Genomic DNA, 24,310 nt, shown 5'->3' on the forward strand with positions numbered 1-24,310 from the left:
TGGTTCAGTCACATCATTGTTGACTGACAGATCGTCTTCGCGAGCAGGCTCGCTCCCACAGGGGGATTAACTATTGAATTGGAACGGTGTCCTCATCCCGGCGATGGGCGAGTTGGTAGAGCGCCGGCAAGATCAGCAGCGTGAGGATCGTCGAGGACAGGATTCCGCCGATCACCACGGTCGCCAGTGGCCGCTGCACCTCCGCGCCTGTGCCGGTCGCAAGCGCCATGGGAATGAAACCCAGAGACGCCACCAACGCCGTCATCAACACCGGCCGCAAACGCGTCAGCGCACCTTCGTGAATGGCATCGGACAGCGAACGCCCCTCCTCGCGCAAATTGCGAATGAAGGCAATCATCACCAAACCGTTCAACACCGCGACACCGGACAACGCGATAAACCCGACACCCGCCGAAATCGACAGCGGAATATCGCGCAGCCACAGCGCCATGACCCCACCGGTCAAGGCAAACGGAATCCCGGTAAACACCAGCAAGCCATCCTTGAGATTGTTGAACATCATGAACAGCAATCCGAACACCAACAGCAGCGCCACCGGCACGACAATCTGCAAGCGCTTGGCCGCCGATTGCAGTTGCTCGAACTGGCCGCCCCAACTGGTCCAGTAACCGGCCGGAACCTGCACGTCACGTTCGATCACTTCGCCGGCCTCGCTGACGAACGAGCCGATATCACGCCCGCGCACGTTGGCGCTGACGATCACCAGACGCTTGCCGTTCTCGCGGCTGACCTGATTCGGCCCGAGCACCAGGTCGAGGCTGGCGACTTCTTGCAGCGCAATGAAACCGATCTGATTCGCCGAACCATTGACCGCAGGCACCGGAATCAGCAAAGCCGACAGCCCATCGATGTCCTTGCGCATGGCATCGGACAAACGCACAACCATGTCGAAACGCCGATCGCCCTCATACAACGTCCCGGCCTGCCGCCCGCCCACCGCGACCGCGATGGTGTCCTGCACATCACCGACATTCAGCCCATATCGCGCAGCCTTGTCGCGATCAATGTTGATGGTCAGCACCGGCAGCCCGGTGGTTTGTTCGACCTTCACTTCAGAGGCACCGTTGACCTTCTGCATCGCGGCGGCAATTTTCGCAGCGGTGGCGTTGAGTACGTCCATGTCATCACCGAACACCTTCACCGCGACATCACTGCGCACCCCGGAGATCAGTTCGTTGAAGCGCAGTTGAATCGGCTGCGACAGTTCATAGTTGCTGCCCGGCAACGTCGCGGCGGCGGCTTGCAGTTCCGCCATCAGGGTTTCGCGGGACTTGCCCGGGTCTGGCCACTGATCTTTCGGTTTGAGCATCACGTAACTGTCGGAGATATTCGGCGGCATCGGATCGGACGCGATTTCAGCGGTGCCGGTACGGGCAAAGACGCGCTCGACTTCCGGCACCTTCGCCAGAATCAATGTCTCCAGGCGCTGCTGCATGTCCACCGATTGCGTCAGGCTGGTGCCCGGCACGCGCAGCGCCTGCAAGGCAAAATCGCCTTCGCTGAGGCTCGGCACAAATTCGCTGCCCATGCGGCTGGTGAGCACACCGCTGAGCACAATCACACCCAAAGCAGCGCCCACCGCGACAGCACGATGACTCATCACCCACGCCAGCGCCGGTGCATAAACGCGACGTGCGCCGCGCATCACCGCGCCCTCTTCTTCCTTGACCTTGCCGGTTACGAACAACGCAATCGCCGCCGGCACGAAGGTCACGGAAAGCAACATCGCGCCAAGCAAAGCGATGACCACCGTGAACGCCATCGGGTGGAACATTTTCCCTTCGACGCCGCTGAGCGCGAAGATCGGCAGGTACACGACCATGATGATCAACTGCCCGAAAATCAGCGGTCGCCGCGCTTCTTTCGCCGCCGCGAACACCTCCTTGAAACGCTCGGCGCGGGTCAACAATCGCCCGTGATGCTGCTGCGCATGGGCGAGTCGACGCAGGGTGTTTTCGACGATCACCACCGCGCCGTCGACGATAATGCCGAAGTCGAGCGCGCCGAGGCTCATCAGGTTGGCGCTGACTTTATTGCTGAACATCCCGGTGAAGGTGAACAGCATCGACAGCGGAATCACCATCGCGGTAATCAGCGCCGCGCGGATGTTGCCGAGGAACAGGAACAGAATCGCGATGACCAGAATCGCGCCTTCGATAAGGTTCTTTTTCACTGTGGCGATGGCTTTGTCGACCAGGTGCGTGCGGTCGTACACCGGCACGGCGATCACGCCTTGCGGCAAGGATTTGTTGATCTGTTCAAGCTTGCTGGCGACCGCTTGCGAGACCGTGCGGCTGTTCTCGCCGATCAGCATGAACACCGTGCCGAGCACCACTTCCCGCCCGTTTTCCGTGGCCGCGCCGCTGCGCAGTTCGCGGCCGATTTCGACTGTTGCTACGTTTTTCACCCGGATCGGTGTGCCATCGACATTGGCCATGACGATGTTGGCGATGTCCTCGGTACTCGCCACTTGCCCCGGCGCGCGGATCAGCAACTGCTCGCCGCTGCGCTCGATGTAACCGGCGCCGACATTGGCGTTGTTGCGTTCCAGCGCGGTGACCAGATCGGTCAGCGTCAGCTTATAAGCGGCCAGGCGTTTCGGGTCCGGCGCAATCTGGTATTCCTTGGCGAAACCGCCGATGGTGTTGATCTCGGCGACACCCGGCACGTTGCGCAATTGCGGCTTGATGATCCAGTCCTGAATCACCCGCAGATCGGTCGGCGTGTACGCGGTGCCGTCGTCCTTGAGCGCGCCCTCCTTCGCCTCAACCGTCCACAGAAAAATCTCGCCGAGGCCGGTGGAAATCGGCCCCATCACCGCTTCCGCGCCTTCGGGCAATTGCTCCTTGGCGATCTGCAAACGTTCGTTGACCAATTGGCGGGCGAAGAACAGGTCAGTGCCGTCCTTGAAGATCACCGTGACCTGCGACAGCCCCGAGCGCGACAGCGAACGGGTCTGCTCCAGCGCCGGCAGACCGGCCATCGCGGTTTCAATCGGGAAAGTGATGCGTTGCTCGGTTTCCAGCGGCGAGAACCCGGCGGCGCCGGTGTTGATCTGCACCTGGACGTTGGTGATGTCGGGCACGGCGTCGATCGGCAGTTTTTGATAACTGGCGATGCCGAGGCCGGCCATGAGCAGAACGGCGAGCAGGACGATGATGCGCTGCTCGATGGCAAACTGGATCAGGCGTTCGAACATGAGGACCTTCCAGAATTAATGACTGTGCTCGGCTGAGGCTTTGCCCAGCTCCGACTTGAGGACGAAGCTGCCGGCGCTGGCGACTTGCGCGCCCGGTTCCAGGCCTTGAGTGATTTCCACATGGCCGCCTGCGCGACTGCCCAGCTCTACTGCTCTCGCTTCGAAGCCATCGTCGGTACGCACGAACACCGTGGATTTGTCCTCGACGGTCTGGATCGCAGATTCCGGTACGGCGACTTTCGCTTCGCGGCTGTCAGTGGCGACCAACGCGGTGACGAACAGACCGGGGCGCCACGAGCCTTGCGGATTTTCCAGGGTGACGCGGACGGTCGCGGTGCGGGTTTGTTCGCCGAGCAGGCTGCCGACGTAAGCCACGCTGCCGACCACTTCTGCGTTCAACTCCGGGGCGCTGACGGTGACCGCTTTGCCTACTTGAACCTTGTTCAGATCCTTCGGTGACACGCCGAACGTCACCCACACTCGCGACAGATCCGAGAGGGTGAACGCCGCTGTACTTTCATCAACCACCTCGCCCGGCGTCAGGTGTTTTTCCACCACCACGCCGTCGAACGGCGCGCGCAATTCGTAGCGGTTGCCGCCGGTGGCGACCACGCTGCCGCTGAGTACGCTGATCTTTTGCTGCGCATTGCTCACGGCAATTTCTGCCTCTTGCAGTGCCTGGCGCGCCTGGAGGAAATCCTGCTCGGCCGAGATTTTGTCCTGCCAGAGTTTTTTCTCGCGCTCGTAGGTGGTGCGCGCCAAGGCCAAACGGCGCTGCGCGGCGGCCTGCTCGCTGCGTTGATCGGAGATCTGCTGACTGGCGATCACCGCCAGCAACTGGCCCTTCTTCACCGTTTGCCCGAGGTTGACCGCCACCGCCTCGACCACGCCCGGCACGCGCGGCACGACGTGGGCGGTGCGGTCTTCGTCGAAGCGCACTTCGCCGGGGAATGGCAGACCGCGGCTGATGTTTTGCGGCTTTGCTTCGGCGAGTTGAATACCGGCAGCGGTGATTTGTTCGGCGCTCAACTCAATGTGCCCTTCTTCGCCATGCTCGCCTTCGGCGGCGGCACCTTCTTCGGCGTGATCGGCATGTTCGGCTGCTTCATCGGCATGGGCATCGATGCTTGCATCGCCCGCCCACATCGAGCCGATACCAATGCCCAGCGCCAACGTCGCCACCGCGACCACCATCAGTTTTTGATCCATGGAAACTCCTCTGCGTCATACCTGCGCGCAGTGCTGTGAAAAGTGAAATTCAAGGGCTGACGCTGAGGTCGCCGAAGATCCGTTCAATGCGTACGCGGGCATCGGTCGCTTCGCTGACTGCCTGGATGTACTGGCTACGGGCGCTGATCAAAGTGCGTTGCGCATCGAGCACATCGAGGAAGCCGAACTTACCCATTTCGAAACCACGGGTGGCGCTGTCGACCGCACTTTGCGCCGCAGGCAGGATGGTCTGGTTGAATGCCTTTACCTCGCCATTGGCGGTCTGCCATTGCTCGAGGCTGGTCTGGATTTCCGTGCGCAAACGCAGCTCGGTGGCGTTGCGCAGATCCCGCGCCTGATCGGTTCGGCGCGCTGCGGCGAGTACGTTGCCCTGATTGCGGTTGAACAGCGGAATCGGCATCGACAGCCCGACCACGTTGACCCGCTCGCGCTCGGTTTCGCTGTACTGGCTGCCGATGCTCACGGTCAGGTCGGGAATGCGCTGGGATTTTTCCAGGCCCAATGACGCTTCGCGCTGATCGATCTGCAACTTGGCCAGACGCAGCTCGGCGGTCTCGTTCAGACGCTCGAGCAATCTTGTCGGTGGAGGAACGGCCGGCATGCTTTGCGTGGGTGCCTGCACCTTGGTCGACGTCGGCAACGGCGCGCCCATAACTTGCGCCAACTGCTGATATGCATTGGCCTGATCGCGTTCGGCGCGGCTCAGCTCCAGGCGCACTTCCGAGAGCTGCACTTGCGCCCGCGTGCCCTCAACCGGCGATGATTTACCCGCCTCAATGCGCCCCTGCGCCACACGCAAACCGTGCTCGGCCAATTGCAGCGACTGCCGGGATAGCTGCAAGCGTTGCTGCGCAGTCTGCGCGCTGTTGAACGCCTGAATCACATCGGCACGCAAGGCATTGCGTTTGCGCTCCAGTTCAATCCCGGCGGCGTCCTGCGCGCGGCTGGCGACATCAATGCGCGCACCGCGTTTGCCGCCCAGTTCGATCGGCTGACTGAGCATCACCGTGGTTGTGCGCGAATCGCGGCGAGTGTCTTCAGCCTCCCACGACACTTCGGGATTGGGGATCAGCCCGGCTTGCTGACGCTCGCCCTGGGCGATGCCGATTTCCCACTGCGCAGCGGCCAGGTCCGGGTTGCCGGCGAAGGCACTTTGCAGGGCTTGCTCCAGAGTCAGGGGCGCCGCGTTTGCAAGGCTGGTACAGGCCAGCAACAGGATGCCGCTGGCGGTTTTTTTCAGGCGTGATTGCGCCGTCAGTTTTATTAAACCGGGCAATGGAAGACTTCCTTTATTAAAGAATCTCGGATGCCGCCACGGTAGGGTTTTGAACTTATCGACAAGGTGACTGGAACATTACAAATCCGTTATCCACGGTTTGCCGAAGTTGTTTTGCTCTAGGATGCGAAGTGCTGGCGGCGTTATCGAAATACATCGAAACAAAAACGCGCTAGTTATCTGCTGAATTGCACTTGCCGGAATAAAAGTCATGGGGATTTTGTGGCTTGTGCTGCGACCGGCTGTCGCAGAGCACCGTTTTAAAGCGCTTGGTGGTTGACCCTGTAGCCACTACAACCTTTATCGTCCGGACTTCCCCTCACCCCAGCCCTCTCCCGGGGGGAGAGGGAGCTGACCGAAGTGTATGACACTTTCCATCGACCTGTTAAATCAAGTCGATTATGGATTCAGCAAATTTGTTTCACGTCGGCGTAGTTCCGAAATATCCCGCGCTCAGTACCCTCTCCCTCTGGGAGAGGGCTAGGGTGAGGGCCTTCTTAATTAAATACCCATTAAATAAAAGTGGTGAAAGATCATGCGAATCCTTGTCGTCGAGGACGAGCTTAAAGCTGCCGAATACTTGCATCAGGGTTTGACCGAAAGTGGTTATGTCGTTGACCACGCCGCCACTGGCGCCGATGGTTTGCATCTGGCGCAACAGCAGGCCTATGACCTGATCATTCTCGACGTGAACCTGCCGGAACTCGACGGCTGGGGTGTGCTGGAACAGTTGCGTCGCACTCATTCCACGCGGGTGATGATGCTCACCGCGCGCGGGCGTCTGGCCGACAAGATTCGCGGCCTCGATCTGGGCGCCGACGATTATCTGGTCAAGCCGTTCGAGTTCCCCGAACTGCTGGCGCGGGTGCGCACATTGATGCGCCGCAGCGAAAACATCCCGGTGCCGCAGGTGTTGAAAGTCGCTGATCTGGAACTCGATCCGGGCCGCCATCGTGCGTTTCGTGGCGCGCAGCGTATTGACCTGACCACCAAGGAATTCGCCCTGCTGCATTTGCTGATGCGCCAGTCCGGTGAAGTGCTGACGCGCACACAAATTATCTCGCTGGTGTGGGACATGAATTTCGACTGCGACACCAATGTGGTCGAAGTGTCGATCCGCCGTTTGCGGGCGAAGATCGACGACCCGTTCGACAGCAAATTGATTCACACCCTGCGCGGTGTCGGCTATGTGCTGGAGGCACGGGAATGAAGCCCTCCAGCCTGTCGATGCGCCTTGGTTTGACAGTGAGTATTCTCGGCGCGCTGCTGGTGGTGTTTCTGGCGATCCTCGCCTATTTCGCGTTGACCCATGAGCTCAATGCGCTGTCCCGCGACAGTCTCGAGAAGAAGATGGCGCAGGTCGAACACAGCTTGTCGCTGTACGTCGATGCCAATGAGATCAGCGGTAAACCGCACATCCTGCTCGATCAGGTCATGGGCCATGACAACCTGACGCTGACGATTTATGACCGCTCGAAGCTGCGCGCGCCGCTGCTCAAATCCGGCAGCGGTTTGACCGATCCACGGGTTGAATTGAAAGCGGTGCGGGCGACCACTGATCAATTGACTTACTCCGACAGCATCGATGCCGAAGGGGCGAAATTCCTCACCGTGTCCAAGCTGATTCGTCTCAAGGACGGCAACAGCGTGCCGGTGCTGCTGTCAATGGACAACGCCCATGATCAGGCTTTGCTCAGCGCGTATCTGCGCTCGACGCTGATTGCCTTGCCGTTGTTGCTGGTGTTCATCGGCCTGACCGCTTGGGGCGCGGTGCAGCGTGGTTTGGCGCCGCTGCGCGAGTTTCGCAAAGTGGCGGCAATGGTCTCGACCCAGGATCTGGAACATCGATTGTCCGTGGTGAACATGCCGCAGGAACTGAGCGAACTGGCGCAGGGCATCAACTTCATGCTGCATCGGCTGGATGCCGGGGTGCAGCAGTTGTCGCAATTTTCCGATGACCTGGCGCATGAGCTGCGTACGCCGATCAATAACCTGATGGGCAAGGCGCAGGTGACCCTTTCGCGCGAGCGCTCGGTGGATGAGTACAAAGATGTGTTGGTGTCATGCACCGAGGAACTGGAGCGCGTGGCGCGGATTGTCTCGGACATGTTGTTTCTCGCGCAGGTGAGTCATCCGTCGGCGCTGGCGCCGTTTGAAACGGTGGCGCTGGAGGTTGAAGTGGCGAAGGTCGCGGAGATGTTTTCGTTGTCGGCGCAGGACAAGGATATTCATTTGAATGTGCTTGGCAGTGCCTCGGTGCTGGGCGACCGGTTGATGATTCAGCGAGCGATTTCCAATCTGCTGTCCAACGCGTTGCGTCATTGCCCGAACGGAAAAACCGTGACGTTGCTGATTGAGCAGAGTGCAGCGCAGGCGTCGCTGCTGGTCAGCAACCCCGGTGCCGGGATTGAGGCGCAGCATCTGCCGTATCTGTTCGACCGCTTCTACCGCGTCGACAGCAGCCGCTCCAGGTCGCAGGGCAGCACCGGGTTGGGCTTGGCAATCGTACGCTCGATCATGAGCCTGCATCAGGGTGTGGCGGAGGTAAAGAGCTTGCCGGGGGCGATGACCGTGTTCCGGCTGGGCTTCCCCACCCCCGAATCATCCGTGTAGGAGCTGCCGTAGGCTGCGATCTTTTGCTCTTGTTTTTAAATCAAGATCAAAAGATCGCAGCCTACGGCAGCTCCTACATAGATTTTCGGACATCGTGTCGGTCGATATTTTTGTACGATTTTTTACCGATTTGCTCCCGTCCCCACACAAACGCCGAAAGCTCTCGCCGCAACCTCCGTTTTGTCCTACAGCCAGTTTTGAGTAGATAGCTCTATGGTGGAGGCCTTGGCAGATGGAATACCGACGAGAGGCTAAAAATGAACAGGGATATCGTTTGCGAATGGGCTGAGGAAGTCTATGGTTTGGCAGCGTTGAAATATTCTGGCTATATTTGTCCAGAATACAGGGGTGAGCTGATGATCATCGTTCCGCTGGCTGAAGCCAAAAACAATTTATCCAAACTCGTCGATGATGCCGCTGCTGGCCAAGTCATCACGATTGCCAAGCATGGGCGGGCGATGGCTCGCCTCGTTCCCGTAGGAAAACCCAGCGCTCAGCGTATTGGCGCAATGAAAGGCAAACTGGTGTTGCCCGACGATTTCGACTCACCATTGCCCGATGACATGCTTGATACATTTGAGGGCACTCAAGCATGAGGCTTCTGCTCGACACGCATATTTTGCTCTGGACGCTCAGTGATGACGCCAGATTGTCCGGCAAAGCCAGAAAATTGATTGAGAACGCCGCCGAAATCTACATCAGCGCCGCCACTTTCTGGGAAATGGCAATCAAGGTCGGGCTCGGCAAGCTGAATGTTGATCTGGAAGAAGTCCGCCAATATTGTCTCGACAGTGGCTTTATCGAACTGCCAGTGACTGCAGAGCACGCCATCGCCGTGAAGGATCTTGAGCACCATCATCGCGATCCGTTTGACCGCATTATCGTGGCCACAGCAATGACCGAACCGATGAAGTTACTCACGGCTGATGCTTTGGTTGCTCGTTACACGGATCTGGCTGTTCTGGTCTGATCAAGACACATCCAGTACCGGCACACATCAATGCTGGCGGCGGGTCAGTCGATATCTTTTTCGTCTGACACACCGCTATCGCGAGCAGGCTCACTCCTACAGGTTTTTGTGTCGTTCACAAGCGATGCGTACGCCTCAATCCCCTGTAGGAGTGAGCCTGCTCGCGATTGCGGTAGATCAGACGCCAAAAAAAACGGCACCTTCCGGTGCCGTTCGCCTTTCACATTTCAGCTGTTACTTACGCGCATCCGCCCAGGATTTCAGCAGTTCGTTATAGCTCACGGTCTCGCCCTTCGGCTTCTCGTTGGCCAGTTTAGGTTTCGGTGCGCCCGGTTGATCGAACCAGTACTGCGCGTCGCGCTCCGGATTCATCTTCGGTGCGCAAACGGCCTGGGCTTTGGAGCGTTCGAGGCGCGTCATGATCGCGTCCTGATCCTTGGCCAAACCATCCAGCGCCTGTTGCGGGGTCTTCTCGCCGCTCGCTGCTTCGGCGATGTGGCTCCACCACAGTTGCGCCAGACGCGGGTAGTCCGGCACGTTGGTCCCGGTCGGGGTCCATTGCACGCGGGCCGGGCTGCGGTAGAACTCGACCAGACCACCGAGTTTCGGCGCCAGATCGGTCATCGCCTGCGAGTTGATGTCCGACTCGCGAATCGGCGTCAGGCCGACGATGGTTTTCTTCAGCGACACGGTTTTCGAGGTCACAAACTGCGCGTACAGCCAAGCCGCGAGTTTCTGCTTTTCAGGCGTGGATTTCATGAACGTCCACGAACCCACGTCCTGATAACCGAGCTTCATGCCCTCCTCCCAATACGGCCCGCGCGGCGACGGCGCCATGCGCCATTTCGGCGTGCCGTCGGCGTTGACCACCGGCAGGCCCGGTTTGGTCATGTCGGCGGTGAACGCGGTGTACCAGAAGATCTGCTGAGCAATGTTGCCCTGCGACGGCACCGGCCCGGACTCGGAGAAGGTCATGCCCGCCGCTTCCGGTGGCGCGTACTTCTTCAACCAGTCGACATACTTGGTGGTGGCGAACACCGCCGCCGGGCCATTGGTGTCGCCGCCGCGAGTCACACTCGAGCCGACCGGGTGGCAGTCCTCGACGCGAATCCCCCACTCGTCCACCGGCAAACCATTCGGGATGCCCTTGTCACCACCACCAGCCATGGAGAACCAGGCATCGGTGAAGCGCCAGCCCAGCGACGGGTCTTTTTTGCCGTAGTCCATGTGCCCATAAACGCGTTTGCCGTCGATTTCCTTGACGTCTTCGCTGAAGAATTTGGCGATGTCCTCATAGGCTGACCAGTTCACCGGCACGCCCAATTCGTAGCCGTACTTTTCCTTGAACTTGGCTTTCAGATCGGCGCGCTCGAACCAGTCGGCGCGGAACCAGTACAGGTTGGCGAATTGCTGGTCGGGCAATTGATAGATCTTGCCGTCCGGCGCGGTGGTGAATGAGATGCCGATGAAGTCCTTGATATCGAGGGTTGGCGAGGTGAAGTTCTTGCCTTCGTTGGCCATCAGGTCGGTGATCGATTCGGTCTTGCCGTAGCGAAAGTGCGTACCGATCAAGTCCGAGTCGTTGACCCAGCCGTCATAGATGTTCTTGTCCGACTGCATCACCGTCTGCATTTTCTCGACCACATCGCCTTCTTGCAGCAGGTCGTGGGTGAGTTTGATCCCGGTGATTTCGCTGAACGCCTTGGCCAGCACTTTCGACTCGTATTCGTGGGTGGTCAGGGTCTCGGAAACGACCTTGATGTCCATGCCGCGAAACGGCTCGGCGGCCTTGATGAACCACTTCAGTTCTTCGAGTTGCTGCTCGGCCGTCAGGGTCGACGGTTTGAATTCACTGCCGATCCATTTTTTCGCCGCGTCCTCGTAGGCATCGGCCCACGCGGCGGCGCTCAAACCGCTGAGTGCCAGCATGGCTGCCAATGAAATGCTATGTCGCAGCTTATTGTTTTTGTCGAACATAGAGACCTCCTGTTTAAGTTGTGGAGCCGCGTTGCCGAACGACTCGACTAGCCCCAACGCATCACAGCCAACAGCCACACCAGGGACAACGCGGACGCCACCCAGATGCTCCAGTCGGTGGCGCCGATCACCAGCAAATGCAGGTAGGCGCTGCCGAGAAGACCGATAAACAAGCGATCGCCACGGGTGGTGGCAATCGGCAGAAAACCTCGCCGCAGGATGCTCGGCGAACGCAATTCCCAAGTGGTCATGCCGACCAGAATCAGGCCGATGACGATGAAGAATGCTGCGGTAGGCGTGGTCCAGCTCATCCATTCCATCATCACCTCCTCAGACCCGACCGAGGGCAAAGCCCTTGGCCACGTGGTTGCGAACAAACCAGATCACCAGCATGCCCGGCAGAATGGTCAACACCCCCGCCGCTGCCAGCACGCCCCAATCAATGCCCGAAGCGGACACCGTGCGCGTCATCACGGCGGCGATCGGCTTGGCGTTCACCGAGGTCAACGTGCGCGCGAGCAGCAGTTCGACCCAGGAAAACATGAAGCAGAAAAACGCCGTGACACCGATGCCGGAGCCGATTAGCGGGATGAAAATCTTCACGAAGAACTTGGGGAAACTATAGCCGTCGATGTAGGCGGTTTCGTCAATTTCCTTCGGAACCCCAGACATGAACCCTTCGAGAATCCACACCGCCAACGGCACGTTAAACAAGCAATGCGCCAACGCCACGGCGATGTGCGTATCGAACAGGCCAATCGACGAATACAGCTGGAAGAACGGCAGCAGAAACACCGCCGGCGGCGCCATGCGGTTGGTCAGCAGCCAGAAGAACAGGTGCTTGTCGCCGAGAAAGCGGTAGCGCGAAAACGCATAGGCCGCCGGCAACGCCACGCTGAGGGAAATCACCGTGTTCAAACTCACGTAATACAGCGAGTTCAGATAACCGGTGTACCAGCTCGGATCGGTGAAGATCACCTTGTAGTTCGCCAGCGTGAAGGCCTGTGGGAAAAGCGTCAGGCCACCGAGGATTTCGGTGTTGCTCTTGAAGGACATGTTCAGCAGCCAGTAGATCGGCACCAGCAGGAACAGGATGTACACCAGCAGTGGAATAACTTTTTTCATAGGGGTAAGCCGTTTGCTCATGGCCGGGCCTCAGCGGTTGGCGTCGGAGTGCGTCATGGCGGTGTAGAACAGCCAGGACACCAACAGGATGATCAGAAAGTACACCAGCGAAAACGCCGCTGCCGGACCGAGGTCGAATTGCCCTACGGCCATCTGGGTCAACGTCTGACTCAGGAAGGTCGTGGCGTTACCCGGCCCGCCGCCGGTGAGCACGAACGGCTCGGTGTAGATCATGAAACTGTCCATGAAGCGCAGCATCACCGCGATCAGCAGCACGCTCTTCAGCTTGGGCAACTGAATGTGCCTGAACACCGCCCAGGCCGAGGCGCGATCGATGCGCGCGGCCTGGTAATACACGTCGGGAATTGCGCGCAATCCGGAGAAACACAGCAGCGCCACCAATGAAGTCCAGTGCCAGACGTCCATCACCAGCACCGTCACCCAGGCGTCCATGGTGTTGGCCGCGTAGTTGTAACTGATGCCCATGGCGTTGAGGCTCGACCCCAGCAAACCAATGTCCGCGCGGCCGAAAATCTGCCAGATCGTACCGACCACGTTCCACGGAATCAGCAGCGGAATCGCCAGAATGATCAGCACCACCGACGACCAACGGCCCTTGGTCGGCATGGTCAGCGCAACGGCAATGCCCAGCGGAATTTCGATCAGCAACACACACGCCGAATAGATGAACTGACGCAGCAGCGAGTCGTGCAAACGCGGATCGAGCAGCACTTGTTTGTACCAGTCGGCGCCGACGAAGTAGCGGCTGGACTGGTCGAAGATGTCCTGCACCGAATAGTTGACCACGGTCATCATCGGGATCACCGCACTGAATGCCACCAGCAGGAACACCGGCAACACCAGCCACCAGGCCTTGTTGTTCTGCACCTTGTTCATGGCTGCACCTCGTCGTCGGCTTCAAGCAGAAACTCATCGGCATACACCATCAGCCACTGCGCCGGAAAACTGATATACGCCGTGCCTTCTGGCACCGGTTTGTCTTCGGCCAGCCGCACTTTCAGCGGTGCGCCGTCGAGGTCGAGGGTCATGATTTTGTAGGTGCCGAGGTCTTCGACGTGTACGACCCTGGCCTGCATTGCGTCATCAAACGGCTCATCCCAGACGTGAATAAACTCCGGACGGATGCCGACCTTCAGATTTTTCCACTGGCCGTGTTCGATATGGCGCTGCATGGCGTCGGACAACGGCAGGTGCGTCGAGGCGAAACCAACACCGCCGGGCTGTGGCTGCACATCGATCAGGTTCATCCCGGGGCTGCCGATGAAATAGCCGACAAAGGTATGGCTCGGCCGCTCGAACAATTCCCGTGGCGTGCCGAACTGGACGATCTGGCCGCCGTACATCACCGCGATCTTGTCGGCGAAGGTCGAGGCCTCGAGTTGATCGTGGGTGACGTAGACCATGGTGATGTTGAACTGCTCGTGAATCTGTTTGAGCTTGCGTCGCAGCTTCCACTTCAGGTGCGGATCGATCACCGTCAGCGGCTCGTCGAACAGGATTGCGGAAACGTCGTCGCGCACCAGACCACGGCCCATCGAGACTTTCTGTTTTTCGTCGGCGGTGAGGTTGCGCGCCTTCTTGCTCAGGAGGTTTTGCAGGTCGAGAACTTCGGCAATTTCCTGCACCTTGCTGTGTACTTTCGCCTCGGCCATACCCTGATTGCGCAGGGGGAAAGCCAGGTTATCGAACACAGTCATGGTGTCGTAGACCACCGGGAACTGGAAAACCTGGGCGATGTTGCGCTTCTCCGGCGTCAGGTCGTTGACCGCTTTGCCGTCGAACAACACATGGCCCTGCGAAGGGCTGAGCAAACCGGAAATGATGTTGAGCAAGGTCGACTTGCCGCAACCCGACGGCCCGAGCAAGGCGTAAGCGCCGCCCTGTTCCCAGACGTGATCCATCTCGCGGATTGCGTAATCTTCCGCGCCGCTCGGGGTTTTGCTGTAGCTGTGGGCGAGGTGCTGCAAACGGATTTCGGCCATCAGGCAACCCTCGCGACACGCCGGCCCGGTGCTTGCACCAGATGGCCCTGCGCATCGAAAACGAACAGTTTGTGGGTCGGGATGTAAATGCGGATCGGCGCATCGACGTCGTATTCGTGAACGCCGGGCAGGTGCAGCACCAGCAGGAAATGCTCGTTGCGCACGTGCAGGAAGGTTTCCGAACCGCTGATCTCGGCGACTTCGACGGTCACTGCCAATTCCAGATCGTCATCGTTGCTCGGCACCAGCGAGATATGGCTGGGGCGCACGCCAAAACGGAACTCGCCCTCGCCCACCGGACGCAGATCGACGTTTAACGGAAAGTGCACGAAGTTGGCGAAACTGACTTCGTTACCGGCAATGCGCCCGGGCATCAGGTTGATCGGCGGCTCGGAGAACAGTTCGGCGGCGAGCACGGTTTGCGGCTGGTGATAGACCGAAGTCGACGGGCCGCTCTGGATCACCCGGCCTTCGTGAAGAATGGTCGTGGTGCCGCCGAGTGCCAGCGCTTCGTTGGGCTCGGTGGTGGCGTAAATGGCGATGGTGTGGCGCGCCTTGAACAGCTCGCGCATTTCCTGACGCAGTTCTTCGCGCAGTTTGTAGTCGAGGTTGACCAGCGGCTCATCGAACAGAATCAGCTCGGCATCCTTGACCAGTGCGCGGGCCATGGCGGTGCGCTGCTGCTGGCCGCCAGAGAGCTCCAGCGGATAGCGTTGCAGAAACTTTTCGATGCGCAGCATCTTCGCGGTTTCTTGCACTTTGCTCTGAATGATTTCTTTCGAGACCCCGGCCTGACGCAGCGGCGAGGCGATGTTCTCGAACACGGTCATGGTCGGGTAGTTGATGAACTGCTGATAGACCATCGACACGTTGCGCAGACGCACCGGGCGTTGGGTGACGTCGACGCCGTTCATCAGGATGCGACCGCTGTCAGGTTTGTCCAGACCAGCCATTAAACGCATGAGGCTGGTTTTGCCGGACAGCGTACGGCCGAGCAAAACGTTGAACGAACCGGGTTCGAATTTCAGGCACGCATCGTCGATCCAGGTCTGGCCCTCGACGGTACGGCTGACGTGCTCCAGGGTGAGTGACATGGCTCGGCCTTTTTATTATTGGAGTCAAGCGACCTGTGCACGGGAGCGAGTTTCGTGCCAGAAATGGCAAGTGGTTGATTTGTCGTGAAAATCGTTGAAAGCGCAGGGATTTGGCGTTCATTGCTGAACACATTTGAACAGTTGGGCGATTGACAATGAACAATAGTGAACAACACTCTATGAACGCTTTTTGCCCGATCTTGAATGCGATAGAGATCCCCTGTGGGAGCGAGCCTGCTCGCGAAAGCGGTGTGTCAGTCGATGCAATTGTGTCTGATAGACCGCTTTCGCGAGCAGGCTCGCTCCCACATGGGGATCTGTGTTTTGCTCAGGATTTGGGTTCATAACAACAATAAAAATCGCTGCATCAGAGGCCCACTGCCATGGCCGCACCTGCCCCGCCGCTGTCCCACGACGCGATCGTCCAGACTTCCTGGCAACGTTGCCGCGCGTTCGGTCTCGACCACCAAAGCACGCCGGCCTTCGATCAACTGCCCGCCGCTGGCATCGCGCAGTTGCTCGACAGCCATCACTCGCTGGTGCAGACCACGCACCAGGAAGTCCTGCCCTATTACGAAAACATCCTCAGCAATTCCAACTGCCTGATCATGCTCGCCGACAATCAAGGCCAGGTGCTGACCTCGTGGGGCACGCAGCGCTTTATCGAACCGAATCTGGCCCGGGGTTTTCAGGCTGGTGCAAGTTGGGTGGAACGCACCAGCGGCACTAATGCGATCGGCACCGCACTGGCGTGTGAACAAGCGGTGCATATCGAACACGATGAACACTTTCTGAAAGCCAACCGCTTCATGACCGGTTCCGCCGCGCCGATTTTCGACGCCGAGCGCAAAGTCATCGCGGTGCTTGATGTGTCCAGCGACAGCTACCTGCCGCCCTCGCACACGCTGGGCATGGTCAAGATGATGAGCCAGACCGTGGAGAACCGGCTGATTCTCAACCTGTTCCATGGCCAGCATTTTCAACTGACCTTCAACACCGGGTTGAACAACCTCGACAGTCAGTGGGCGGGGTTGTTGATCTTTGATGAGAGCGGACAAGTGCTGTCGGCCAATCGCCGTGCCGATAATCTGCTGGGCGTGCGTTTGTCGCGGGTCAGCGTTGAGAGCCTGTTCAAAGTGTCGTTATTGGAGTTGATCAATCAGCCGGACGGCTTGCCGTTTGCCTTGCAGACCTCCGGGCGTAACCGTTTTCAGTGTTTGTTGAAGCGGCCGAAGCAGGCGTCGGTTCAACCGCGCGTTTTTGCTGTTGAAGCCAAAACTGCCGCGCCCACCGCGATCAGCCTCAACACCTTGCACTTCGGCGACGCTCGCGTGGAAAAAGCCGTGCGGCAGGCTGAGCGTTTGCTGGAGAAAGACATTCCGCTGCTGATCCATGGCGAAACCGGGGTCGGCAAGGAAGTCTTCGTCAAAGCCCTGCACCAGGCCAGCTCGCGTAGCAAACAGGCGTTCATTGCCGTTAATTGCGCGGCGATCCCCGCCGAACTGGTCGAGTCGGAATTGTTCGGATACGAGAAAGGCGCGTTCACTGGTGCCAATCAGAAAGGCAGTATCGGGCTGATTCGCAAGGCTGATAAAGGCACGCTTTTTCTTGATGAAATCGGCGACATGCCGCTGCCGACTCAGGCGCGGTTGCTGCGGGTATTGCAGGAGCGCTGTGTGCAGCCGGTGGGCAGCAGCGAGTTGTTTGCGGTGGATCTGCGGATTATCTCGGCGACTAACCGCTCGCTGCGTGAACAAGTGCAACTGGGGCGGTTTCGTGAGGATTTGTATTACCGCATTGGTGGCTTGACCCTGGAACTGCCGCCGCTGCGGGAGCGCAGTGATAAAGAGGCGTTGTTTAAACGACTGTGGGAGCAGCATCGTGAGCCGACGCAGTGGGCGGGGTTGAGTCAGGAGGTGTTGGAGCTGTTCAGTCGTCATCCGTGGCCGGGGAATTTGCGTCAGGTCAGTAGCGTGATGCAGGTGGCGCTGGCGATGGCTGAGGAGCAACCGGTCAGGCCTGAACATTTGCCGGATGATTTTTTTGTGGATCTGGAGATGGAGCCGGTTGAGAGCGCGGCGCCGTTGGGGCTGGATCTGAATGATGTTGAAGCGTTGAACCGGGAGCTGAAGGCTTCCGGGGGCAATATTTCGCACTTGGCGCGACGTTTGGGGGTGAGTCGGAATACGCTTTACAAGCGGTTGCGGCAGATTGAGGGTTGAGTGAACCCCATGCCCCTCACCCCAGCCCTCTCCCCCAGGAGAGGGAGCCGACCGAGGTGTCTGACGTTGTACATCGACCTGAAAAAACCAGTCGATTATGGATTCAAAGCAGCACGTTCAGGTCGGCGTATCTCTCGAACATCCCCCATTCAGTCCCCTCTCCTGGAGGGAGAGGGAGCCGACCGAGGTGTCTGGCGTTGTACATCGACCTGAAAAAACCAGTCGATTATGGATTCAAAGCATCCCGTTCAGGTCGCTGTATCTCGTGAACATCCCCCAATCAGTCCCCTCTCCTGGGGGAGAGGGCTAGGGTGAGGGCGAAAATTCCGGCTCAACATGCGCAACCGAAGCCGCCTCCAATGTGCGCAACCCGACCAGCACAACAACCACCATCATGATCCCAGCGCCAATGGCCACGCCAAAACCCGCCCGCGCGCCCCAGGCATCAATGACCAGCCCCGCCAGCATGCCGCCCAGCGCGACGCCGATGCTGATGCCCGTGGTCATCCACGTCAGCCCTTCGGTGATCCGCGACGGCGGGATGATGATTGTCCCCAGCTTCATTACGATGACCATCGTTGGCGCAAACGAGATCCCGGCGATGAACAGCGTCGCTGACAGGACATACACGTCGGCTGCAAAAATCGGCAACACCCCGGTCAACGCCGTGACCAGGATCCCGATCAGGAACTGTTTTTCTATCGCCAGCGAAACCCTCATTGCACCGAACGTCAAACCCGCCACCAGTGAACCGAACGCATAGGCGGCGAGGATAAAGGTCGCCGACGCTGGCCAGCCCTGCGCATTGGCGAACGCGACGACGGCGACATCGATTGCTCCGCCAATGACCCCCATCGCCAACAGCGCCAGCACAATGGTGCGTACACCGGGAATCAGCAGGGTTGAGCCGCCATGACTGGCGTGGCCCACGACAACTTTAGGTTCAGTCTGGCGTTGCAGGAGGAACGCCGTTACCCCGACGGCCAGCAATCCGACCGCGACCAGTGGCCCGGCTTCAGCGAAAAAACTCACACTCAAACCGATCGCCAGTGGCGGGCCGACGATGTAGGCCATTTCGGTGAGGACGGTGTCCAGCGAGAAAGCCGTGTGCAGTTGAGGCTTACCCCGGAACAACTGCGTCCATCGCGCGCGAATCATCGACGGCATGCTCGGCATCGTTCCCGCCAGTGCCGCCAGCACAAACAGCAATGCGGCTGGAGCGCGCAAGTAGACGGCGATGATCAGCGCCAGCAACATGACAATGCTGAACGCCGTGACGACGGGCAGCACGCGGCTCTGGCCATGTTGATCGACCAGTTTCGAGATGTGCGGGCCGAGCAGCGCATTGGCCAGGGTGAACGTCCCGGCGACGGCGCCGGCCAGCCAGTACACACCGGTTTGCTGGACCAGCATGGTGATGATGCCGATGCCGATCATTGCCTGCGGCAAGCGGGCGATAGAGCTCGCGAATACTAGCCCGGTGGCACCGGGGGTCGCCAGCAGCTCGCGATAGTGATTAGCCATGGTGTCTCCATTCGATATTCGTCGCCGCTCAGCATCCTGCTGAACGCGTTGCCGACATCAAGACCTACGCGAACGCCAAAAGCAACCCTCACCCCAGCCCTCTCCCAGGGGGAGAGGGAGCTGACCGAGGTGTCTGACGTGATGCATCGACCTGAAAGAACCAGTCGATTATGGATTCGGTGCAGCACCTTCAAGTCGGCGTATTACTTGAATATCCCCCAATCAGTCCCCTCTCCCTCTGGGAGAGGGCTAGGGTGAGGGGCTTTTCTCGCGGCCAAACAAAAACCCGCACAAGGCGGGTTTTGTTGATCGTTCCCACGCTCCGCGTGGGAATGCAGCCCGGGACGCTCTGCGTCCCTGCAAAACCGAACGCGGAGCGTCCGAGGAGGCGTTCCCACGCAGAGCGTGGGAACGATCATCACGCCGAGCAGGTTCGGTCAGTCAGCCAAACGCCAGGTAGTCCCACCCTTACCGTCTTCCAACACAACGCCCATCGCCGTCAGCTGATCACGGATACGATCGGACTCAGCCCAATCCTTACCCGCACGTGCCGCCAGACGCGCCGCAATCAGCGCATCAACCTCTGCCGCATCGACACGCCCTTCAGCGCCCGCCTGCAAAAAGTCATCGGCTTCGAGCTGCAACACACCCAACACACTCGCCAGCTCTTTCAGACGTGCCGCCAGACCCGCCGCCGCATCAAGATCGCTCTCACGCAGACGGTTGATCTCACGCACCATCTCAAACAGCACGGCACAAGCTTCCGGCGTGCCGAAGTCGTCGTTCATCACCGTGGTGAAACGCTCGACGAAGGCTTCGCCGCCCGCCGGCGCCACGGTCGGCAGGCCTTTGAGCGCGTGGTAGAAACGCTCCAGAGCGCCTTTGGCGTCCTTGAGGTTGTCTTCCGAGTAGTTGATCGCGCTGCGGTAGTGGCTCGACACCAGCAGGTAACGCACGACTTCCGGGTGGTACTTTTCCAGCACGTCGCGAATGGTGAAGAAGTTGTTCAAGGACTTGGACATCTTCTCGCCATTGATGCGAATCATGCCGCAATGCATCCACGCGTTGGCGTAGGTCTTGCCGGTGGCCGCTTCGCTCTGGGCGATTTCGTTTTCGTGGTGCGGGAACTCGAGGTCGCTGCCGCCGCCATGAATGTCGAAGGTCTCGCCGAGGCAGCAGGTGGACATCACCGAGCATTCGATGTGCCAGCCCGGACGCCCGGCGCCCCATGGCGATTCCCAGCTTGGCTCGCCCGGTTTGGCGGCTTTCCACAGCACGAAGTCCAGCGGGTCCTGTTTCGACTCGTCGACTTCGATGCGCGCGCCGATGCGCAGGTCTTCGATTTTCTTGCGCGACAGCTTGCCGTAGCCCATGAATTTAGCGACGCGGTAGTACACGTCGCCATTGCCCGGGGCGTAGGCGTAACCCTTGTCGATCAAGGTCTGGATCATCGCGTGCATGTCCGGAATGTGATCCGTGGCGCGCGGTTCCATGTCCGGCTTCTTGATGTTCAAGCGCGCTTCGTCTTCGTGCATCGCGGCGATCATGCGCTCGGTCAACGCTTCGAACGATTCACCGTTCTCGTTGGCGCGGTTGATGATCTTGTCGTCGATGTCGGTGATGTTGCGCACGTAGGTCAGGTCGTAACCGCTGAACCGCAACCAGCGGGTCACCAGGTCGAACGCGACCATGCTGCGGCCGTGGCCGAGGTGGCAGTAGTCGTACACGGTCATCCCGCAGACGTACATGCGCACCTTATTGCCATCCAGCGGCTTGAAAACTTCTTTGCTCTTGGTGAGCGTGTTGTAGATCGTTAGCACGTTAAATCCCTTGAATCACTGGCCCCACGAATCACGCAGGGTCACGGTACGGTTGAATACCGGCTGACCTGGTTTCGAGTCCTTCAAATCGGCAACGAAGTAGCCTTCGCGCTCGAACTGGAAACGGTCTTCCGGCTGTGCATTGCCAAGCGATGGCTCAGCACGACAACCGGTGAGTACCTGCAGCGAATCAGGGTTGATGTTGTCGAGGAAACTCGCGCTGTCTTCAGCCTTCTCAGGGTTGGCCGAACGGAACAGACGATCGTACAGACGCACTTCGCACTCGACGCTGGCCGCGGCCGGCACCCAGTGGATCACGCCTTTGACCTTGCGGCCTTCAGGGTTCTTGCCAAGGGTTTCCGGGTCGTACGAGCAACGCAGTTCGACGATGTTGCCATCGGCGTCCTTGATCGCTTCGTCGGCACGGATCACGTAGCTGCCGCGCAGACGCACTTCACCGGCCGGTTCCAGGCGCTTGTAGCCCTTTGGCGGCTCTTCCATGAAGTCGTCACGGTCGATGTAGATTTCCCGAGCGAATGGCAGTGCGCGTACGCCCATGTCTTCTTTCGGGTGGCGCGGCAGTTCGAGGTTCTCGACCTGGCCTTCCGGGTAGTTGGTGATGACGACTTTCAGCGGACGCAGCACGCACATGGCGCGCGGTGCGGTGTGGTCCAGGTCGTCACGGATGCTGAATTCGAGCATGCCGAAGTCGACCACGCCGTCGGAACGGTTGGTGCCGATCATTTCGCAGAAGTTGCGGATCGATTTCGGCGTGTAGCCACGACGGCGGAAGCCCGACAGCGTGGACATGCGCGGATCGTCCCAGCCGTTGACGTGCTTTTCATCGACCAGTTGCTTGAGCTTGCGCTTGCTGGTGATGGTGTAGTTGAGGTTCAGACGGCTGAACTCGTACTGACGCGGGTGCGCCGGCACTGGCAACGCGTCGAGGAACCACTCGTACAGCGGACGATGGCTTTCGAACTCGAGGGTGCAGATCGAGTGGGTGATGCCTTCGATGGCGTCCGACTGACCGTGGGTGAAGTCGTAGTTCGGGTAGATGCACCACTTGTCACCGGTCTGGTGGTGATGCGCGTGGCGGATGCGATACATGATCGGGTCGCGCAGGTTCATGTTCGGCGAGGCCATGTCGATCTTCGCGCGCAGCACGCGGGCGCCGTCCGGGAACTCACCGGCGCGCATGCGGGCGAACCAGTCGAGGTTTTCTTCTACCGAACGGTCGCGGAACGGGCTGTTCTTGCCAGGCTCGGTCAGGCTGCCACGGTATTCCTTGGCCTGCTCCGGGGTCAGGTCGTCAACGTAGGCTTTGCCGGCCTTGATCAGCTCGACGGCCCAGTCGTGCAACTGGTCGAAATACTGCGAGGCGTAGCGCACTTCGCCGGACCACTCGAAGCCCAACCATTTGACGTCGCTTTCGATCGCGTCGATGTATTCCTGGTCTTCCTTGGCCGGGTTGGTGTCGTCGAAACGCAAGTGCGTGACGCCGCCGAACTCCTGGGCCAGGCCGAAGTTCACGCAGATCGACTTGGCGTGGCCGATGTGCAGGTAGCCGTTGGGCTCAGGCGGGAAACGGGTAACGATCTGGGTGTGCTTGCCCGAGTCCAGGTCTGCCTGGATGATCGGCCGCAGGAAATTGACCGGCACGGCAGGGCCGGACTTGGCATTCGAGGTAGGGTCGACAGTGGGCTTGCTCATAGGATCCTTGACTTACATGTGCGCGGCCGCAGAGGGGGCCAGACAAAACAAAGCCGCTATCATAGCCGATGCTGTCAAGGGGCTGACAGAGCACGGCCTTAAATCAGGTGCGTTTAATGCACCTGATTTCAAAAAACAGCCTCGAAATTCGCGCCTGTCACGCTAAACTGCGCACCTTGGCCCACGGGCTGAACCGGTAACGGGCCGAAATGTCCCATTACCCACGAATTCCTTATAAAGAGTAGCGATCATGACTCAAGTTAAATTGACCACCAATCATGGCGACATCGTCATCGAACTGAACGCTGAAAAGGCGCCGATCACCGTCGCCAACTTCATCGAATACGTCAACGCCGGTCACTACGAAAACACCGTTTTCCACCGCGTCATCGGTAACTTCATGATCCAGGGCGGCGGTTTCGAGCCAGGCATGAAAGAAAAGAAAGACAAGCGTCCAAGCATCCAGAACGAAGCTGACAACGGTCTTTCCAACGAGAAATACACCGTTGCCATGGCCCGCACCATGGAGCCGCATTCGGCATCCGCGCAATTCTTCATCAACGTTGCCGACAACACCTTCCTCAACCACAGCGGCAAGAACGTGCAAGGCTGGGGCTACGCGGTATTCGGTAAAGTGACCGCCGGCACCGACGTTGTCGACAAGATCAAAGGTGTTTCGACCACTTCCAAGGCCGGCCACCAGGACGTACCCGCAGACGACGTGATCATCGAGAAAGCCGAGATCATCGAAGCGTGATATTGCTGATTTCAGACTTGCATCTGGAAGAGGAGCGCCCGGACATTACCCGGGCGTTTCTGGATTTGCTCGCCGGACGCGCCCGCTCGGCGAGTGCGTTGTACATTCTCGGCGACTTCTTCGAAGCGTGGATTGGCGACGACGCCATGACGCCCTTCCAGCGTTCCATCTGCCAGGCCCTGCGCGAACTCAGCGACAGCGGCACGGCGATTTTTCTGATGCACGGCAATCGCGACTTCATGCTCGGCAAGGCCTTCTGCAAGCAGGCCGGCTGTACGTTGTTGAAGGACCCGAGTGTCGTGCAGTTCTATGGCGAGCCGGTGCTGTTGATGCACGGCGACAGCCTCTGTACCCGCGACGTCGGCTATATGAAGCTGCGGCGTTATCTGCGTAATCCGATCACCCTGTTTATCCTGCGCAATCTGCCTTTGAGCAGCCGCCATAAACTGGCGCGCAAACTGCGCAGCGAAAGCAAGGCACAAACGCGGATGAAGGCCAATGACATTGTCGATGTCACGCCGGAGGAGATTCCGCGGATCATGCAGGAATATGGGGTGAAAACCCTGATTCACGGGCACACTCATCGCCCGGCGATCCATAAGCTGCAGCTCGGTGAGCAAGCGACGAAGCGCATTGTGCTCGGGGATTGGGATCGGCAGGGTTGGGCGTTGCAGGTGGATGAGAGCGGGTATGCCCTGGCGCCGTTCGACTTCGCCCCGCCACTGGCTTTGCCGCACGGCTGAAGATCGCTCCCCCCTCACCCCAG

General features: G+C 59.3%; 19 protein-coding genes. 7 read left to right on the forward strand and 12 right to left on the reverse strand.

All coding sequences use genetic code 11. The annotated features are described in order from the left end of the window. Positions 1-70 precede the first annotated feature (70 nt). The 3 genes from CCX46_RS19285 to CCX46_RS19295 are packed head-to-tail and all read right to left on the reverse strand — an operon-like array spanning position 71 to position 5,726. On the reverse strand, positions 71-3,220 hold the full coding sequence (locus tag CCX46_RS19285) for a CusA/CzcA family heavy metal efflux RND transporter (protein ID WP_127928955.1): 3,150 nt from the start codon (positions 3,218-3,220) through the stop codon (positions 71-73). A gap of 15 nt (positions 3,221-3,235) precedes the next feature. Beyond that, on the reverse strand, positions 3,236-4,429 hold the full coding sequence (locus CCX46_RS19290) for an efflux RND transporter periplasmic adaptor subunit (protein ID WP_127928956.1): 1,194 nt from the start codon (positions 4,427-4,429) through the stop codon (positions 3,236-3,238). Between the two features lie 49 nt (positions 4,430-4,478). Next, positions 4,479-5,726 carry a TolC family protein gene (locus CCX46_RS19295; protein WP_127928957.1) on the reverse strand — a complete coding sequence of 416 codons (1,248 nt, stop codon included), beginning with the start codon at positions 5,724-5,726 and terminating at the stop codon, positions 4,479-4,481. Between the two features lie 535 nt (positions 5,727-6,261). On the opposite strand from CCX46_RS19295, the gene CCX46_RS19300 reads away from it, so the two are divergent. The 4 genes from CCX46_RS19300 (at position 6,262) to CCX46_RS19315 (ending at position 9,309) form a co-directional block, all read left to right on the forward strand. Further along, positions 6,262-6,936, forward strand: coding sequence for a heavy metal response regulator transcription factor (locus CCX46_RS19300; protein ID WP_007920164.1), 675 nt, complete (start codon positions 6,262-6,264; stop codon positions 6,934-6,936). Beyond that, the gene (locus tag CCX46_RS19305; protein WP_127928958.1) at positions 6,933-8,339 is read left to right on the forward strand and encodes a heavy metal sensor histidine kinase; all 1,407 of its coding nucleotides are present in this window, start codon (positions 6,933-6,935) and stop codon (positions 8,337-8,339) included. Before CCX46_RS19300 ends, CCX46_RS19305 begins: the two co-directional genes overlap by 4 nt. A 257-nt stretch (positions 8,340-8,596) precedes the next feature. Then, positions 8,597-8,935, forward strand: a complete 339-nt coding sequence (locus CCX46_RS19310) for a type II toxin-antitoxin system Phd/YefM family antitoxin (protein ID WP_224790125.1) — start codon at positions 8,597-8,599, stop codon at positions 8,933-8,935. Next, a complete protein-coding gene (locus CCX46_RS19315) occupies positions 8,932-9,309 on the forward strand; it encodes a type II toxin-antitoxin system VapC family toxin (RefSeq protein WP_008083738.1) in 378 nt (125 codons plus the stop codon). Before CCX46_RS19310 ends, CCX46_RS19315 begins: the two co-directional genes overlap by 4 nt. 234 nt (positions 9,310-9,543) lie before the next feature. Here the strand turns inward: CCX46_RS19315 and CCX46_RS19320 are convergent, their stop codons facing one another. The 6 genes from CCX46_RS19320 to CCX46_RS19345 are packed head-to-tail and all read right to left on the reverse strand — an operon-like array spanning position 9,544 to position 15,508. Then, the gene (locus CCX46_RS19320; protein WP_123376407.1) at positions 9,544-11,286 is read right to left on the reverse strand and encodes an ABC transporter substrate-binding protein; all 1,743 of its coding nucleotides are present in this window, start codon (positions 11,284-11,286) and stop codon (positions 9,544-9,546) included. Between the two features lie 47 nt (positions 11,287-11,333). Next, positions 11,334-11,606 carry a DUF2160 domain-containing protein gene (locus CCX46_RS19325; RefSeq protein ID WP_007912485.1) on the reverse strand — a complete coding sequence of 91 codons (273 nt, stop codon included), beginning with the start codon at positions 11,604-11,606 and terminating at the stop codon, positions 11,334-11,336. A gap of 10 nt (positions 11,607-11,616) precedes the next feature. Beyond that, entirely contained in the window at positions 11,617-12,411 is a 795-nt protein-coding gene (locus CCX46_RS19330) for a carbohydrate ABC transporter permease (protein WP_446730729.1), read from the reverse strand. A gap of 30 nt (positions 12,412-12,441) precedes the next feature. Then, the gene (locus CCX46_RS19335) at positions 12,442-13,308 is read right to left on the reverse strand and encodes a carbohydrate ABC transporter permease (RefSeq protein WP_007912484.1); all 867 of its coding nucleotides are present in this window, start codon (positions 13,306-13,308) and stop codon (positions 12,442-12,444) included. Further along, on the reverse strand, positions 13,305-14,414 hold the full coding sequence (locus tag CCX46_RS19340; RefSeq protein WP_127928960.1) for an ABC transporter ATP-binding protein: 1,110 nt from the start codon (positions 14,412-14,414) through the stop codon (positions 13,305-13,307). The genes CCX46_RS19335 and CCX46_RS19340 overlap by 4 nt, the downstream gene beginning before the upstream one ends. Beyond that, entirely contained in the window at positions 14,414-15,508 is a 1,095-nt protein-coding gene (locus CCX46_RS19345) for an ABC transporter ATP-binding protein (protein ID WP_127928961.1), read from the reverse strand. The genes CCX46_RS19340 and CCX46_RS19345 overlap by 1 nt, the downstream gene beginning before the upstream one ends. Positions 15,509-15,891: 383 nt before the next feature. Between CCX46_RS19345 and CCX46_RS19355 the strand changes: the two genes are divergently transcribed. After that, entirely contained in the window at positions 15,892-17,730 is a 1,839-nt protein-coding gene (locus CCX46_RS19355; protein WP_127928963.1) for a sigma-54-dependent Fis family transcriptional regulator, read from the forward strand. Positions 17,731-18,036: 306 nt separating this feature from the next. On the opposite strand, the gene CCX46_RS19360 is transcribed toward CCX46_RS19355, so the two are convergent. The 3 genes from CCX46_RS19360 to CCX46_RS19375 form a co-directional block, all read right to left on the reverse strand. Further along, positions 18,037-19,254 (reverse strand): MFS transporter, encoded by a 1,218-nt coding sequence (locus CCX46_RS19360; protein WP_127928964.1) that lies wholly within the window; start codon positions 19,252-19,254, stop codon positions 18,037-18,039. A gap of 437 nt (positions 19,255-19,691) precedes the next feature. Continuing rightward, positions 19,692-21,074, reverse strand: a complete 1,383-nt coding sequence (gene cysS, locus CCX46_RS19370) for a cysteine--tRNA ligase (RefSeq protein ID WP_127928966.1) — start codon at positions 21,072-21,074, stop codon at positions 19,692-19,694. Between the two features lie 15 nt (positions 21,075-21,089). Next, entirely contained in the window at positions 21,090-22,787 is a 1,698-nt protein-coding gene (locus tag CCX46_RS19375) for a glutamine--tRNA ligase/YqeY domain fusion protein (RefSeq protein ID WP_034154737.1), read from the reverse strand. A gap of 250 nt (positions 22,788-23,037) precedes the next feature. On the opposite strand from CCX46_RS19375, the gene CCX46_RS19380 reads away from it, so the two are divergent. Both CCX46_RS19380 and lpxH read left to right on the forward strand, forming a co-directional pair. Continuing rightward, positions 23,038-23,544 carry a peptidylprolyl isomerase gene (locus CCX46_RS19380; RefSeq protein WP_095118204.1) on the forward strand — a complete coding sequence of 169 codons (507 nt, stop codon included), beginning with the start codon at positions 23,038-23,040 and terminating at the stop codon, positions 23,542-23,544. Next, the gene (gene lpxH, locus CCX46_RS19385; RefSeq protein WP_127928967.1) at positions 23,541-24,287 is read left to right on the forward strand and encodes a UDP-2,3-diacylglucosamine diphosphatase; all 747 of its coding nucleotides are present in this window, start codon (positions 23,541-23,543) and stop codon (positions 24,285-24,287) included. The genes CCX46_RS19380 and lpxH overlap by 4 nt, the downstream gene beginning before the upstream one ends. Positions 24,288-24,310 lie beyond the last annotated feature (23 nt).

The sequence above is a fragment of the Pseudomonas sp. RU47 genome, from assembly GCF_004011755.1.
In the GTDB taxonomy this organism is placed as follows: domain Bacteria; phylum Pseudomonadota; class Gammaproteobacteria; order Pseudomonadales; family Pseudomonadaceae; genus Aquipseudomonas.